Annotated in this window: 14 protein-coding genes; 8 read left to right on the top strand and 6 right to left on the bottom strand. The window is 55.7% G+C overall.

The window, feature by feature from the left end:
* Nucleotides 1-57: 57 nt before the first annotated feature.
* Both B3Z17_RS18355 and gmk read left to right on the top strand, forming a co-directional pair.
* On the top strand, nt 58-945 hold the full coding sequence (locus B3Z17_RS18355) for a YicC/YloC family endoribonuclease (protein ID WP_286831234.1): 888 nt from the start codon (nt 58-60) through the stop codon (nt 943-945).
* Between the two features lie 22 nt (nt 946-967).
* Nucleotides 968-1,630, top strand: coding sequence for a guanylate kinase (gene gmk / locus B3Z17_RS18360; RefSeq protein ID WP_286831236.1), 663 nt, complete (start codon nt 968-970; stop codon nt 1,628-1,630).
* A 9-nt stretch (nt 1,631-1,639) separates the two neighbouring features.
* On the opposite strand, the gene rsmA is transcribed toward gmk, so the two are convergent.
* The 4 genes from rsmA to B3Z17_RS18380 form a co-directional block, all read right to left on the bottom strand.
* The gene (rsmA, locus tag B3Z17_RS18365) at nt 1,640-2,509 is read right to left on the bottom strand and encodes a 16S rRNA (adenine(1518)-N(6)/adenine(1519)-N(6))-dimethyltransferase RsmA (protein ID WP_349680342.1); all 870 of its coding nucleotides are present in this window, start codon (nt 2,507-2,509) and stop codon (nt 1,640-1,642) included.
* Complete coding sequence (pdxA, locus tag B3Z17_RS18370) at nt 2,503-3,519, bottom strand: 4-hydroxythreonine-4-phosphate dehydrogenase PdxA (RefSeq protein ID WP_286831240.1); 1,017 nt, start codon at nt 3,517-3,519, stop codon at nt 2,503-2,505. The genes rsmA and pdxA overlap by 7 nt, the downstream gene beginning before the upstream one ends.
* Nucleotides 3,520-3,532: 13 nt before the next feature.
* A complete protein-coding gene (locus tag B3Z17_RS18375; RefSeq protein WP_286831241.1) occupies nt 3,533-4,819 on the bottom strand; it encodes a peptidylprolyl isomerase in 1,287 nt (428 codons plus the stop codon).
* 99 nt (nt 4,820-4,918) lie between these two features.
* Entirely contained in the window at nt 4,919-7,120 is a 2,202-nt protein-coding gene (locus B3Z17_RS18380) for an LPS-assembly protein LptD (protein ID WP_286831242.1), read from the bottom strand.
* Between the two features lie 257 nt (nt 7,121-7,377).
* Between B3Z17_RS18380 and B3Z17_RS18385 the strand changes: the two genes are divergently transcribed.
* The 6 genes from B3Z17_RS18385 (at nt 7,378) to B3Z17_RS18410 (ending at nt 13,028) form a co-directional block, all read left to right on the top strand.
* Complete coding sequence (locus B3Z17_RS18385) at nt 7,378-8,838, top strand: leucyl aminopeptidase (RefSeq protein ID WP_286831243.1); 1,461 nt, start codon at nt 7,378-7,380, stop codon at nt 8,836-8,838.
* Nucleotides 8,839-8,843: 5 nt separating this feature from the next.
* Nucleotides 8,844-9,293, top strand: coding sequence for a DNA polymerase III subunit chi (locus B3Z17_RS18390; protein ID WP_286831245.1), 450 nt, complete (start codon nt 8,844-8,846; stop codon nt 9,291-9,293).
* A complete protein-coding gene (locus B3Z17_RS18395; protein WP_286831248.1) occupies nt 9,290-9,742 on the top strand; it encodes a GNAT family N-acetyltransferase in 453 nt (150 codons plus the stop codon). The genes B3Z17_RS18390 and B3Z17_RS18395 overlap by 4 nt, the downstream gene beginning before the upstream one ends.
* A 56-nt stretch (nt 9,743-9,798) precedes the next feature.
* Nucleotides 9,799-10,209, top strand: a complete 411-nt coding sequence (locus tag B3Z17_RS18400; RefSeq protein WP_286831251.1) for a hypothetical protein — start codon at nt 9,799-9,801, stop codon at nt 10,207-10,209.
* Between the two features lie 130 nt (nt 10,210-10,339).
* Complete coding sequence (locus B3Z17_RS18405) at nt 10,340-11,215, top strand: alpha/beta hydrolase (RefSeq protein WP_286831254.1); 876 nt, start codon at nt 10,340-10,342, stop codon at nt 11,213-11,215.
* Between the two features lie 217 nt (nt 11,216-11,432).
* Nucleotides 11,433-13,028: a calcium-binding protein gene (locus tag B3Z17_RS18410; protein ID WP_286831255.1), complete on the top strand. Its 1,596-nt coding sequence runs from the start codon at nt 11,433-11,435 to the stop codon at nt 13,026-13,028.
* 138 nt (nt 13,029-13,166) lie between these two features.
* On the opposite strand, the gene B3Z17_RS18415 is transcribed toward B3Z17_RS18410, so the two are convergent.
* Complete coding sequence (locus B3Z17_RS18415; protein WP_286831258.1) at nt 13,167-14,078, bottom strand: hypothetical protein; 912 nt, start codon at nt 14,076-14,078, stop codon at nt 13,167-13,169.
* Nucleotides 14,079-14,140: 62 nt separating this feature from the next.
* Nucleotides 14,141-14,989: a DUF417 family protein gene (locus B3Z17_RS18420; RefSeq protein WP_286831260.1), complete on the bottom strand. Its 849-nt coding sequence runs from the start codon at nt 14,987-14,989 to the stop codon at nt 14,141-14,143.
* Nucleotides 14,990-15,003 lie beyond the last annotated feature (14 nt).

A 15,003-nucleotide genomic window follows, 5' to 3' on the forward strand; every position in this document is an offset into this window, starting at 1 on the left:
CCCATTGGCGTTCTGGGCATTATAGTGCACAGCTCGAGGAGCCATTAGGAGCAGTATATGCCGCTTAACAGCATGACAGGATTTGCCCGTGGGGCCGGCGCGGACGTTGGGTTTCGCTGGAACTGGGAAGTCAAAAGCGTCAACAACAAGGGCTTGGAGGTACGCGCCAAGCTGCCGTCGTTCCTTGACGGTTTTGATCTGGCCATCAAAAAGGCCGTCTCTGGCATGCTTGCCCGTGGCTCGGTCTATATCAGCCTGAATGTTGAGCGCGATGGCGACGACGCCAGCTTTGTGGTCAATGAAGACCGTCTCCAGGCCTTGATTGATGTGGCCGCCAGGTTCTCAGACGTCCCGGGTGTGGAAAAGGCCAGCATCGATGGGCTGCTGGCTATTAAAGGCGTGGTGGACCTGACCTCCCGCGATATGACAGATGACGAACGATCCGCCCTTGAAGCTGTACTCCTTAAAGACCTCAAAACCGTCGTGACAGACCTGAAGGCGGCGCGGGCAGACGAAGGTGCGCGGATGGGCACAATTCTGGAAACGCAGCTCGCCGATATCGCGCAGCTGGCAACAGACGCGCGGGCGGTGTCAGGCGACAGGCTTGAGGCCATGCATGCGCGATTCCGCCAGCAGCTGGCCAAGCTTGAGAATATCGATAAGCCGGTCGCTGAGGATCGGATTGCGCAGGAGCTGGCCACCATGGCGGTGAAAGCTGATATTCAGGAGGAACTGGACAGGCTGGACAGCCATGTGGTTGAGGCTAAGCTGCTTCTTGCCAGTGATCAGCCCGTCGGCAGGAAACTGGATTTCCTGTGCCAGGAATTTAACCGCGAAGCGAACACACTGTGCTCCAAATCAAGCGACACAGCGCTAACCAAGATCGGGTTGGAATTGAAAGCGCTTATTGATCAGTTCCGTGAACAGATCCAGAATATCGAATAATAACAAAACATTAGAGGGATGCATGCCACATAAGTCTGTTCATAGCCGCCGGGGCTTGATGCTTGTTATGTCGTCGCCGTCCGGCGCCGGAAAAACCACGCTGACGCGTCGGTTGCTGGAAGATGACAAGGATGTTGTGATGTCCGTTTCCGCAACCACACGCCCGCCACGCCCTGGTGAAGTGGATGGCAAGGACTATTATTTCGTCAGCCCTGAGCGGTTTAACGAGATGGTCGAAAACGACAGGCTACTGGAGTATGCCACCGTGTTTGGCAACAAATACGGGACGCCGCGCGAGCCGGTTGAACAGGCGTTGCTGTGGGGCAGGGATGTCATCTTCGATATTGACTGGCAAGGCACGCAGCAGCTGATGTCCAGCTCAAAGGCAATTGATCTGGTTCGTATTTTCATTCTGCCGCCTTCCATTGCATCGCTTGAAAGCCGCCTGAAGAAACGCGGTCAGGACAGCGAAGAGACGATCGCCGGGCGGATGGCCAAGGCGGAGAGCGAGATCAGTCACTGGGCTGAATATGATTATGTTCTGGTCAATGACGATCTTGAGGAAACCTATGCGGACCTCAAAGCCATCGTGCGCGCTGAGCGCTATCGCCGTGAACGCCGGCCAGGTATGTCGGAATTTGTGCGTGGCCTGATGGACGAACGCGCAAACCGCGACGCTGAGTGACGCTTTTTTCTAAGGCCGTGCATCGGCCTTCATGACGCCATAGCATTTTGCCAGCCGGACGAAATCTGCAACCGGCACATCTTCTGCGCGCTTGGTTTCCTCGATTTCGGCCATGGCCAGCAGCTTTTGTGGGTCAACGGGCAGGGCCTTCAGGCTGGCACGCAGCATCTTGCGGCGCTGGCCGAAGGCTTTCTCGACCACCAGCTCCAGGTCCTTGAGTTTCACGTCAGGGTCCAGCGGTTCTGTCGGTTCAAAATGGATCACTGCGCTGGCGACCTTCGGCGGCGGCGTGAAGGCCGCAGCGGGCACATTCAGTGCGATCCGTACCTTGCCGCGCCACTGCGCGAGCACAGACAGGCGCCCATAAGCCTTGGTGCGGGGCTCGGCCACAATGCGGTCTGCCACTTCGCGTTGGAACATCAGCGTCAGCGAGGCGAACCAAGGCTTCCAGTCATCCAGTGTCAGCCATTTGATCAGCAACATCGTGCCCACGTTATAGGGCAGGTTGGAGGCGATGCGCATCTTTTCGCCTTCTTTGGCTGCCAGCAGCTCTTGCTCATCCATCTTGAGGGCATCGCCCTGATGAACGGTCAGCCGGCCATCATAGGCCGCGGATATGTCCGCAAGCGCATCAAGACAGCGCGGGTCCATCTCAACAGCCACGACGCGTTTGGCGCCCTCAGCCAGCAAGCCGCGGGTCAGGCCGCCAGGGCCAGGGCCGACTTCATAGACCACACTGTCACTGATATCGCCCGGCACGCGGGCAATCTTGCGGGTCAGGTTCAGATCCAGCAGGAAGTTCTGGCCGAACGATTTTTTGGCGCGCAGGTCATATTCGCGGATCACGTCGCGCAGTGGCGGCAGGCTATCGGTCATGATGACGCCTTTCGGGCCATGTCTGTTGCGGTGCGGATCGCCGCCAGCATGCTTTCTGTCCGTGCCTCGCCTGTGCCAGCGAGTGGGAGCGCGGTGCCATGGTCGGGCGATGTGCGGATAATGGGAAGCCCCAGCGTGATGTTCACACCACTCCAGAAATCAAGCGTTTTGACAGGGATGAGCGCCTGATCATGATACATGCACAGCACCGCGTCATAGCGCGCACGGGCTTCTGCATGAAACAGGGTGTCGGCGGGCAGAGGGCCGGTAACATCTACCCCTTCATCCCTAAGGGCCCAGATGGCTGGCGTGATATGGGTGGCTTCTTCCATCCCCATCGCGCCGTCCTCGCCGGCATGCGGGTTAAGGCCCGCGACGGCGATACGCGGCTTTTCAATGCCAAAGCGCGCCTTCAGGTCATGGTGTGTCACCATACCTGCGTGAATGATGGCGTCAGCTGTCAGCTTCTTGGGTACATCCTTGAGAGCTATGTGGATGGTGACGGGCACAACGCGCAGGTCCTGAGCGGCCAGCATCATCACGGATGACGTATCGGGCATGTTGCAGCGCCGCGCCAGATATTCGGTGTGGCCGGGAGCGGCAAAACCGGCCTTGTATAAGGCAGCCTTGTGAATAGGGCCTGTCACAACGCCGCTGACCGCGCCTTTAAGGGCGAGATCGCAGGCGAGATCAATCGACCCGACAACCGCTGCGCCGTTTGCAGGATTGAGTTCGCCGAGGGTGACTGGCACCGCAAGGCTGACTTCCATGACCGGCAGGGCGTAAGGGAAGATTTCATAAGCTTCCCCAGGATCAGAGACGGATTGAAGAGGCAAGTCGGGGATGGCCGCCCGCAAGGCTTCTGCGGCGCCGACATAAAGAAATGGGGACAGCTCCAGCGCTTCCCTTTGCTGCCACAGGCGGGCGATCAGCTCAGGGCCGACGCCTGCAGGCTCTCCCATGGTGACGGCCAGCGGCCGCGTGTCCGATTGGGGAGCCTGATTGTCTGACATGGATTTTGTCCGATTAGCGGTAATCGATGATGGCGTCGCGGCGCAGGTCACGCAGGTAGCGGCGGCCCATCATGGAAAGGCGCTGTTGTTCGAGCTGGTTATAGACAGCATCAAATTCAGGCTCCTGCACCTGTGGTTCCTGCCGGTCACAGACAAACAGCACGCGCATGCCGTCTTCCATTTCCATGAGCTCGCTGGCTTGGCCAATATCGGCGCCTTCAACAGCACCGCGCAGCTGGCCTTGAAGGTCCCGAAGGCGCAGAACGCCAATTTCCACCGGGCCATCTGCACCGGCGTCGGTCGCGAATTGCTGGACCTGCCCGCAAGTGGTTTCACGCGTGTGCAGGCCTTCAACCACGCCTTTAAACTGGGCAACGGCTTCAGCGTCTTGTGCTTTTTCGGCGGTCAGATGAATCTGTCGCAGCGAAAACTGGGTATCCAGTGGATCGGCGGTCAGAATGCGGCGGCGATCACGGACCGCCAGGATCAGGTACCCGCCAGGCGTACGAATAGGTTCAGCCACATCACCGACGCTGACCTCGTCAACAGCCTTTCTGTAGGGGCCATCGAGGTCATCCGCGACGATCCAGCCGATATCACCGCCAACGGCTGCGCTGGATGATGCCGAAAGCTGCTGGGCAATCGCAGGGAAGGAGGCGCCGCCACGGATTCGGGAAACCAGTTCTTCAGCGTTTGCTTTTACTGCGGCCTCTTGCTCGGTTGAATCCACGAGGAGGACGATTTCAGCCAGGCGATACTCAAACTTGCCGCGGTTGTCATAGATGCGTTGAATGTAGGCCTCTACCTCCTCATCAGACACGCTGACGAAAGAGCCCAGGCGGCCCTGAACCAGTTGGGACCAGGCCAGTTCAGCTTCCATCTGATCCAGCATGGTCTGCTTGCTGGAGCCGATACCGGCAAGCGCCTGGGCAAACTGTTCCGGCGATTGGCCCAAGCCTTGCGCCCGGCGGCCAAAGAATTCTTCAAGTTGGGCGTCCGGGATTTCAAGCTCGACCGTCGCAGCTTCCTGGAGCTGCAGGCGCTCGTCCACCATCGACTGGACAACTTGCTCACGCACCTTCAGAAATTCTTGTTCAGATTGCACACCGCCGGAGACGGCGATTACGAGACGCAGACGCTGGTTGATATCATAGCTGGAAATTGGTTCGTCGTTGACGAGAACTTCAATGCTGTTGATGGCTTGCTGAGCATAGGCTGCAGTTGCGGCCATCAAAGCCACGCTTGCCCCCACGATCATACGCTGTACCCAAATTTTTGCTGTATTCAAAACTCTCGCCATGCCCAAACTTTGCTGTCTCTTAATAATTTAAAAAAGCTCGTTCCGCCCCTTGTGGGCTCCCCGACAAGCTAGCCTTTTAGACGGTTTTCCACCAATGCACTAGCCCAAATTCTTTAATTTAAGCCGGAACAAAATAGATGTTCCGGGCTCGACGTCGCGGTCACGCGTGAAGGTCTTGCGTACCCTGAGGCCCAGATCGATACATTCATTGGTGTAAGACACCCCAACATCATATTCAACCCCACCGGAATCCTCGGCGACGCCGTCGATGATCGCGCCGGTTAATCTGTGCGTGAAGCCGCCGCTCAGTCGCCAATTTTCCTTGATCTGGTAAAAGGCGCTGGCGCGGATTTCCTCACGGTCTTCACGGTTGATGAAACCGAGGTCCCGATCCAGCTTCAGGTAGCCGACGGTCAAACCACGCTTTTCATTGGCCATTGCGACATTGATTTCATTGCGGCGGACAGCAAAGGTTTGCTCATCCACCCGGTAGCGATGCTCAAAATCCAGCCAGCCTTTGTAGGTGATAAGCGTGCGGCCGACGAGGTCAGATACATCGCCTTCAAGACCTGCACCATCAGCAAACACCAAATCTGTTCCGCTCAAGCGCCAGCTTTGACCCAGCATGACATCAGTTGTCCAGTCAGCACCATCAAAACGCCAGCGAAGACCGTAGGTCAGGCGGCTGCCTTCTTCCCAGAGGTCATAGCCAGAGGCTCGCTCGGCCGAGAAAAGATTCAGATCGTTCAATTCAAAGGCGCGGCTGTCTTCATTGACAATATTATCGGGCGTGCCGCGGCGCGGTGACACGGTGATTTCCGCGATCGGCTCAATCGTGTGGGACCCGCCCTCGGTGAATTTCACCAACGGCCAGGTAACTGTGCCGGTAACCCGCGCGAGGTTGCGCCATTCGCTGCCCGACCTGCTGCCGAAAGTACCGGCAAAGGCGGCATCGTCCGGCTGGTCTGCGTCATCCAGATTATAGGCGTCGGTACGGAGCAGGGCGTCGGCATCAATGACAAAGCCGTTGGCGGTGATCCAGCGCCGCTGCCAGTTGGCAGATAGCGAGACACGCTGGGTATCCAGACCGTCGGTGCGGTGCAGAGCCAGCGCGTTGCCGCGCAATTTAACTGTGCCGCCAAAAGGCTGGAAACTTGGGATATATTCTGCGTCGATCAACGGCAGGGCAAAGGCTGTTTTCCCGGCAACATCCTCGATCCGCAGACCCTGGAAACCAATAGTGCGGGCGGACACATAGGACCGTCCGTAAAATCCCTCGAGAAGATATTCGCTAATCAGCGTATCGGCGTCCGAGATGTCATAACGGCGCAGAAAGGTGTCATCTGACGCCCAGTTCAGCCTGTAAGTAGACCGCCAGCGCTTCGAGTGATTGAATTCGCCCTCACTGCTGATATGCCCGCGAAATTCCTTTTCACCCGTTGGGTCGTTGGTAATCTCGTCGCGCTGGTCGGCATAGGTGATGCTACCGTCTACCTCAAACTGCCCAAAACCGAGGTGCTGGCGATATTCGCTTTCAAGAAGAAGACCTTCCTTAGAGGTGTAGGTTGGTGTGAATGTCGCGTCACTGCTTTCGTTGAAGACATGATAATAGGGGACGCCGATCACGAAACCGAGGTTCTTGGTGGTCTGGATATCCAGGGGCAACAGGCCGCTGGCCCGGTCAACCGTTGGGTCCGGATGCGAAAAATACGGCGTCCACATCACCGGAATGCCCAGAATCTCGAGGCTGGCGTCCTTATAGTAAAGCCGCCGTTTTTCCCGATCATGGGTCACCTTGACCGCCTTGATTTGCCACAGCGGCTGTTTGTCACTACCGTCCGCACACACTTTGCACGGGCTATAGACCGCTTTTTCCAGCGTGGTTTCATTGTCGTTCCGCACGCCGCTTGCGGCAGCCACCTGGGCGCCGTCCGACATGATAAGGCGGATATCCTCAACGAACGCGCGCTTGAGTGAGTCGCTCAGCTCAATGCGCGGAGCCATGATACGGTCGCCGTTGGGGGCGATCAGTTCCACAGCGCCGGAGGCTTGCGCTTCGCCAGTTTTTTCATTGTAGCGGACTTCACCAGCCCGAAGGGTATAGCCATCGCGCTTCAGCAGGACGCGGCCGAGGGCCAGGATTTCACCAGTGTCGGCGTCATAGCTGATCTGGTCGGCTTCGAAATCTACCGTTTCTCCGGGGTTTCCAGTTGCCTGAGCGTGCGCAGGCATGGTGAGGGCGGTTGATCCAAGAAGACAGGCCGCCGCGAAGCCATTGATGAAAGCCGACTGAATTGACACTGCTGGAGTTTCCCACCCTAAACTGTTTGAGCCTTGATAGCGGGTGTGGCCCATTATCGCAACGACCTTGCGGCTTTTCTCCACACACGCCATCAGAAAAGCAGGTCATGGGCAGTATCTTTCCTAAAAATGTGGCGATTTCGCGAGCGATGCTTGCAACTGAAACCAAGAAAAGGCATTAGGTTGGGGGAGGGCGCGGCCACCGGGTTCCTTTCTGTGTGGCCCGCATACAAACAAAACAAAAAGAGGATTTTCCCATGCAAATCGAGTTTTCTGCATTGGAACTGCCCGCGTCAGGCGCAGCAGTATTTCTGGTAGAGAAGGACAAAGACCTTTCCGGACTGGCGGCAGAGGCCGACAAGGCTTCGGGCGGCGCGCTGACGAAGGCGATGAAAACCTCCCGCTTCACAGGCGGTCAGGGTCAGAAGCTTCAATTGATCGCACCCGCAGGCCTCGACGCTGAGCGCGTATTGCTGCTGGGTGTTGGCGAGCTTGCGAAGATGTCAGCAACGGACGTTGTTGAAACCGGCGCAGCCGCTGTGGCTGGCCTCCTTGGCGCGGGCAGTGATACCGCGACAGTGGTTGCTGAAGGTGTTGACGCCGTGGCAATCGCCGAAGGCGCGCTTTTGCGGTCTTACCGGTTCGACAAATATCGCACCAAAGAACCAGAGGCCAAGAAGCCAACCCTGAAGAAGGTGATTGTGGCGTCAGCCGACGCTGAGGCTTCAGAAGCATTCGCCAGCCGCGAGGCTGTGGTTGAAGGCGTGTTCCTGACCCGCGATCTGGTCTCGGAGCCTGCAAACATCCTGTATCCGGAAAGCTTTGCTGACAGGATTCGGGAACTGTCCGCTGTCGGAGTTGACGTTGAAGTACTGGGAGAAGCTGAAATGGCCAAGCTTGGCATGGGCGCGCTTTTGGGTGTGGGCCAGGGGTCCGAGCGGGAATCGCAGCTTGCGATCATGCGTTGGAATGGCGCCGGCAAAGACGACCAGCCGATTGCCTTTGTTGGCAAGGGTGTAACCTTCGATACTGGCGGGATTTCCCTGAAGCCTGGCGAAGGCATGGAACAGATGAAATGGGACATGGGCGGCGCCGGTACGGTTGTCGGCCTGATGAAAGCGCTCGCAGGCCGCAAGGCGAAGGTCAATGTTGTCGCGATCGTCGGGCTGGTTGAGAACATGCCGTCCGGCAACGCGCAGCGCCCGGGCGACGTGGTAACCAGCATGTCCGGCCAGACCATTGAAATATTGAACACAGACGCCGAAGGCCGCCTGGTGCTGGCTGACGCCATTTGGTACTGCCAGGACCGCTTCAAGCCGAAGTTCATGGTGGACCTGGCGACGCTTACTGGTGCCATCATTATTTCACTCGGCAATGAACATGCGGGTATCTTTACCGATAGCGACGAACTGGCCAATGGCCTTTCCAAAGCCGCGACTGACACCGGTGACAAGGTTTGGCGCCTGCCGCTTCACAAGAACTATGACAAGCTGATCGACTGCCCGACGGCTGATATGAAGAATATCGGTGGGCGCGGTGCGGGCTCAATCACAGCGGCGCAGTTCCTGAAGCGCTTCACCAACGATGTGCCGTGGTGCCATATCGACATCGCCGGCACCGTCTGGTCAGACAAGGACCTGCCTCTGTCTGAAAAAGGCGGTACCGGTTACGGTGTGCGGCTGCTCGACAAGTTTGTTGCCGACAATTACGAAGGCTAAGTGCCATGGCGGAGATCCGTTTCTATCACCTGCAGCGCCAGACGCTGGAGCAAGCTTTGCCCCAGCTGATGGCAAAGGTATATGAAACGGGTCAGAACGCCGTGGTTAAGCTCCCGGGCAAGGGCCTGATGGAGACAGTAGACAAGGTCTTGTGGGATTTCGATCCCGCAAGCTTTATCCCCCACGACAAGGAAGGCTGCCAGGATCCGTCCGAGCAACCCATCTACCTGACAACAGGTGACGACAATCCGAACGGTGCCAAGATTTTGGTGCTGATCGACGCTGTCAAATGCCCGGATATGGGCGCCTATGATCGCTGTCTTTATATGTTTGATGGTCGGGATGAGGGTATCGTCGCCGAAGCCCGGGCTGACTGGAAGGCCTTCAAGGAAATGGGCGTTGAGATGTCTTATTGGCAGCAGCGAGAGCAGGGTGGTTGGGAGCAAAAAGCGTGAGTGATTTCTGCGTGAAGCATGACAGCCTGCCGTATCATATTTGCACGAACATCATCGATTTCGACTTCTCCAAGGTGCACAACTGGCTTTCAAACGCCTATTGGTCAGAGGGCATTCCGATGGCGACGGTGGTCAAGGGCTTTACCAACTCACTGGCCTTTGGCCTGTTCCACACGGATAAAGGCCAGGTTGGCTGTGCCCGCATGATCACCGATAAGGCTACATTCGCCTATCTGGCTGACGTTTATGTGGACGCCGATGAGCGCGGCAATGGCCTTGGCTATTGGATGATGGAAGTCATCATGGCGCATCCGGAACTCCAAGGCCTCAGGCGAATGATGCTGGCAACGGCAGACATGCATCCGCTGTACAGGAAGTTCGGATTTGAACAGCCCGCCAAGCCAGACCGATTGATGGAAAAGGTCGTGGCTAATATTTATCTACGTTGAACCAGTGGCCAGCCTAACTATATATAAAAAATAGTTATTTTTTGTGAGGGCTCAGGATGGGTTATGACAAGGGAACGTTGATATCTCCTGATCGTCAGCTCTTGATCTGTATGCTTGATGTCCTGCTTTGGTATGTTTTGTTTGTGGTCATGAAATGGATCGGAATGACTGCTCCCTTAGAAACGCCATTTCATGACTTGATTAAGTTGGTCTTTTCATTGGCGGGACATTTCGGGTACTGGCTTTTGCCAATATTCTGGGGCCAACGAAGGACACCGATGATGATCGCTTTTGGTATAAGGCAGGCGAACAAAACGGGAGCAGCTGGTGGTGTAACGATTCATATATTGCGTGCGCTCATCTATCCGTTGATCTTAATGATCGCAGTTCCAACTCTATTCATTAGGCGATCGAATAGGTATGATCCGGTTTTTGGGTACACTATGATCCAGGAAACCACCGGCTAACGGCCGCATTTTCGGCAAAATTCATTCCTAACTTGTAATCATCAGGTTACGCTTTCTTTACAGATTCAGCCTAACCTGAAGGTGAAGGGGAGGACACCAGCGAACCCTTGTGTAGAGAGCAGTGTGTCCCATGATGAAAGCAGTTGTCAGAGTAACATCCGTCGCAATCTTCCTGTATGTCGGGATGGCTGCTGCCATCTATCTCAATCAAGAAAAACTGATGTTTCACTTCGCGCCCGTCCCTGACGGGCACATTTATGCTTTCGACACGCCTTATGATGAAGTCCTGATCTCAGGCGAAGACAGTGCCAAGCTGCATGGCGTGCTGTTCAAGACCGATCGCCCATCCCGTGGGGTGCTGATCTACTACAAGGGAAACATGGGCAACGTGAGCTGGTCGGAGCAGATAGCAGAACCCTTCCTCGACATGGGGTTTGATGTGCTATCGATGGACTATCGTGGCTTTGGGAAAAGCCGGGGCGAACTTTCTGAAGCGGCGCTGCTGTCTGATGCCGAAGCCTGGTACGACTGGGCCACTGACGCCTATAAAGGCAGGGATGTCCGGGTGTTTGGCTATTCCATGGGCACCACATTCGCGAGCCACGTATCTGCCGTGCGGGACGTCAAGAACACGATCCTGTTTGCCCCCATGAAATCAATCATTGATGTGGCCGAACGACGCTATCCTTTCCTGCCGATCGCGCTGTTGGCGGAATATCCACTCAGGAATGATCAGAAGCTGGCCAGGGCCAAGGGCCATATCGTGATTTACCACGGCACCAATGACAGGATTATCGACTATGCTTCCGGCAAAGCGCTGGCCGCAGTGCTGGGCCCAGACGACAGTTTCATCACTGTGCCTGGCGGTACGCATTATGACCTGCCATGGCGCGAAGATGTACGCACCGATATCCGCGCCCGCTGGGGGCTCAGCTTTGCAGGCCTACCCGACAGCCGTTCACAGAAAAATGCAGAAAACAGCATTTTTTCAAATACCGCCCGCTGACAAAAGAGGCCTTGAAAACAAGGGCCTGAAAATCGCCTTTATGCTCCCTTTATAAAAACATGGCAGCCCTGCCATGTTGTCGTCTCAGTGTCCCCTAAATCCCGCTTTATCTTCCTGAGTATCGGATTTCAGGAATGGTCGGGGCCCGATACAACAACAAGCGGATCCTCCGCATTCCCCGAGTTAGCGAACCTCATCCGACAAAGGGAGAACGGATATGTTTGATAAAATAAAAGGGACTCAAGGCGATGACAGCCTTATGGGCACAGACGGTGACGATAAGATCATTGGCCTGTCCGGCAACGACTTGATGGTGGGGGGCGACGGTGATGACCGTCTGATCGGTAACAATGGAAATGACACGCTTAGCGGCGGCAACGGCGACGATGACCTGAAAGGCAACGGCGGCGACGATGTCATGCATGGCGAAGCCGGGAATGACCGCATGAAAGGCGGCGGCGGTGACGACCTGATGACCGGCGGTGATGGTGATGACGAGCTTAAAGGCGGATCAGGCCACGATACACTGATGGGCGGCAACGGCGATGATGATTTTTACGGCGGCAGCGGCGATGATGTCATGTCCGGCGGCGGCGGTGCAGACACCTTCCATGTTAGCGATGATGACGATGATGATGACGATCATGAAGAGCATGACTTGGAAGATCACGACGACGACGATGAAGGCTCGAATGACGTCATTCTGGATTTCAATGGTGACGAAGGCGACGTGATCGACCTGGGCGATGCCGCCCCGGAAACCTTCGACGCGCTGCTTGAAGCCTCTGCTGACGGTGAAGGCGGTGTTGTGATCAGCCTTGAAGACGGCGGATCGTTGACCCTTTATGGCGTCAGCAAGGCCGACCTGGAAGCCAGTTACTTTGGGATGGAAGCTTCCGATGGTAACAGTGACGGCAATGAAGACGATTCCGTCACGGGTACTGAAGGTGACGACTTCATGACCGGCGGCGAAGGGGATGACACGCTCGATGGCGGCGACGGCAACGACCTGATCTTCGCAGGGCCGGGCGATACCGGCGATGACACCTTCTATGGCGGCTCCGGCAACGATATCATTGGCGGCGGTGCTGGTAACGACATCCTTGTCGGCGATGCCGGTGGCGATATCGTCTTTGGCGGTGTTGGTGATGACATTCTGATCGGTGGTTCCTGGACCGCTGACGCCAACAATGACGGTTTCAACGACGATGATGTTGATACGTCTGACACCGCAGGTGATTCTATGTGGGCCGGTGACGGTGCCGACAGCATGTTTGGTGCTGATGGCGACGACCTGCTGGGCGGCGGCGACGGCGATGACCGCATCGATGCCGCAGGCGGTGACGACATCGTCTTTGGTGGTCGCGATGGCGGCAACGACGACATCAGTGGCGGTGACGGCAATGACTTGATCTTTGCAGCAGACGGCAGCGACATTGTTGATGGCGGTGCAGGTGATGACCAGGTCTTTGGCGGTGACGGCAACGACACCATTGATGGCGGTGAAGGCAGCGACCAGCTGTTTGGCGGTACAGGCGACGATGTGCTCTCTGGCGGTAACGGAGATGACTTCTTCTTCTTTGGTGCAGGCCACGGTGTGGATACCGTCACGGACTTTGATGTCACCAGCGATACGCTTGTGATTAGCAATGTCGCAGCTGACTTTGCCGATTTTGATGCTTTGCTTGCAGCAAGCTCAGAAACGGAAATTGATGGTCAGGCCGGTGTCCTGATCGACACAGGGGATGGGTCTAGCATCTTTATGGTTGGCCTGGACCTCACGACATTCGCAACAGCGGATATCGCACTCTAATCCGAAAAAAAGCCTTTTGCTTTAGCCTTGGGGAGCTTCGGCTCCCCATTTTCTTGGCTATCGACCTTTTGCAGCCAATACGCAGCAGCCCGCCAACAGCAGCAGGTCCTTCAGGAGAAACTGCCGGCTAGAGGTGAGCTAGGTGTTGTTCTTTTGGTCACAATAAGTTGCAGCAAACCTCGAGATAATTTCGCGAGAATAGCGGCGATAGAACTTGCAATAGGCCATTCCTAAAATCCAAGAAATCAACACGACTGCTGAAAGTAGAGGCAAGGTGCCCTGAAATTTGCCAGTAAGCGTCGTCAAGCCAACGTCAACGAAGCATTGGATGGCTACAAACCACGTGAATAGCGTTGCAAGGAAAAACAATGAACGAAGCAGTCCGTACAGGACCACATAATTGTATGCCTTGGGGGCGACCTCAGGATATTGGTTGATTGTGTAATGCTCTACAAGATGAAACCATTCTTCGGAGGATGGATCGTATGACTTCTTGAGATGCGGCCAATTAGCTTTGAACCGCCTTTCACATTGAGTGACAATCCCCTTTGCCAAAGGTTCCGTATAAAACCCAAATCCAAGAAGGAACTTACTGGCAACAATTGCCGGTGAAAGGAATACATGAAAAAGGAAAATAAGGTGAGTGAACCAGTTCCCATATCTAAATGAAATATTTTTCGGGAATAGATTTTTTGCCGATGTTTTCTTTATCTGCTGCCAGCATTCACGTTTATCTTCAATAACGTTCTTATGTCTTTGGCGCAGCATGAATCTGATGGGGTAACCCATTGTTCTGACTATGAACTTCTCTGAAATTTCAGACGACAAATACGATACTAAATGACCAGCCACGTAGGCAGCAACAAAGACAGAGAAGAAGCCTATTATCTGAATCAGTATCGAGCCGTTGCTAATGAATGGAGCTAGCAGCTGTTGGCCTGGAACCCAAGGATGCCAGAAAATTCCTAAGACGACCAAGCTACCTGGGGTTAAATACCCAACCAAGTCATACGTGGTAAATGGCAAGTTTTCGATGCGATCCTTCGACATAGCCCCCTCCATGAGGTTTGATAGGGCTACTTTACCTTAAATTCTCAGTTTCGTCTTAAAGTTTAGTTCCTGCAAGCCAGCACGCAGCAGCCAGCCAGCAGCAGCAGGTCTTTCAGGAGAAACTGCCCGCTAGAGGTGAGGTAGGGGAAACCGCCCAGGCTGCTGTTCCATGTGGGGGCGAAGGTAACCATGAAGCTGAGCGTGACGATGAAGGTTCCCGCCGCCAGCGCAAGGCCCAGCATATAGGCGCGCTGGTTCCACCAGTAGCCGGTCAGCAGGGCCACAGTTGCCAGCTCAATCACACCAATCACATAGGAAGCCTGCATGGTGCCCAAGTACACCGGCAGCCACCAGTTGAATACCGGGCTGGTTTTGAGCAGCGGCGCGATACCGTCTGCCTCCACCTGAGTGAATTTCATGCCGCCGATCCAGCCGAGGACCACGATAATCCCGATCAGCATCACAAGTTTGCCGTGGCGATGCCCGAGGCACCAAAGTGCCAGTCCCCCAATTGTGATATATTTCAGAAGGCCTTGGCCAGCTCCGATCGCCGGAAAACCACCGAGTGAGTTGATCCACACCGGGTTGGTGAGGAGGAGGCTGAGGCTGGCGGCACTCCACAGCACGACAAAGCCGTAGGCATAACGCTTGATCCGTTCTGGCACCGAATGCAGCACGATCAACAGGCCCGACAGCGCCTGCACGCCGCCCAGTACCCACATGATCCACTGTTTGTTTTCCTGAAGGCCGGAGAGGAACATATGGCCCTTGAGCCAACGGTCGACCGTATCGGCGCTGGCGCCAGAGATATTCATCAACCCGAACCAGATAAGCACGCCCGCAAGCGACAGGGTCACGAACAGGTCGGTGAATTGTGCACCCGGGCGCAGGCGTTGGATGATGGTATTCATGATTTCAGGCTCCC

Source organism: Kordiimonas sp. UBA4487, assembly GCF_002389025.1.
Taxonomy (GTDB): Bacteria; Pseudomonadota; Alphaproteobacteria; order Sphingomonadales; family Kordiimonadaceae; genus Kordiimonas; species Kordiimonas lacus.

Coding starts and splice junctions, on each gene's coding strand:
- B3Z17_RS18355 (WP_286831234.1), top strand. CDS start 58: ATGCCGCTTAACAGCATGACAGGATTTGCCCGTGGGGCCGGCGCGGAC.
- gmk (WP_286831236.1), top strand. CDS start 968: ATGCCACATAAGTCTGTTCATAGCCGCCGGGGCTTGATGCTTGTTATG.
- pdxA (WP_286831240.1), bottom strand. CDS start 3,519: ATGTCAGACAATCAGGCTCCCCAATCGGACACGCGGCCGCTGGCCGTC.
- B3Z17_RS18375 (WP_286831241.1), bottom strand. CDS start 4,819: ATGGCGAGAGTTTTGAATACAGCAAAAATTTGGGTACAGCGTATGATC.
- B3Z17_RS18385 (WP_286831243.1), top strand. CDS start 7,378: ATGCAAATCGAGTTTTCTGCATTGGAACTGCCCGCGTCAGGCGCAGCA.
- B3Z17_RS18390 (WP_286831245.1), top strand. CDS start 8,844: ATGGCGGAGATCCGTTTCTATCACCTGCAGCGCCAGACGCTGGAGCAA.
- B3Z17_RS18400 (WP_286831251.1), top strand. CDS start 9,799: ATGGGTTATGACAAGGGAACGTTGATATCTCCTGATCGTCAGCTCTTG.
- B3Z17_RS18405 (WP_286831254.1), top strand. CDS start 10,340: ATGATGAAAGCAGTTGTCAGAGTAACATCCGTCGCAATCTTCCTGTAT.
- B3Z17_RS18410 (WP_286831255.1), top strand. CDS start 11,433: ATGTTTGATAAAATAAAAGGGACTCAAGGCGATGACAGCCTTATGGGC.
- B3Z17_RS18415 (WP_286831258.1), bottom strand. CDS start 14,078: ATGTCGAAGGATCGCATCGAAAACTTGCCATTTACCACGTATGACTTG.
- B3Z17_RS18420 (WP_286831260.1), bottom strand. CDS start 14,989: ATGAATACCATCATCCAACGCCTGCGCCCGGGTGCACAATTCACCGAC.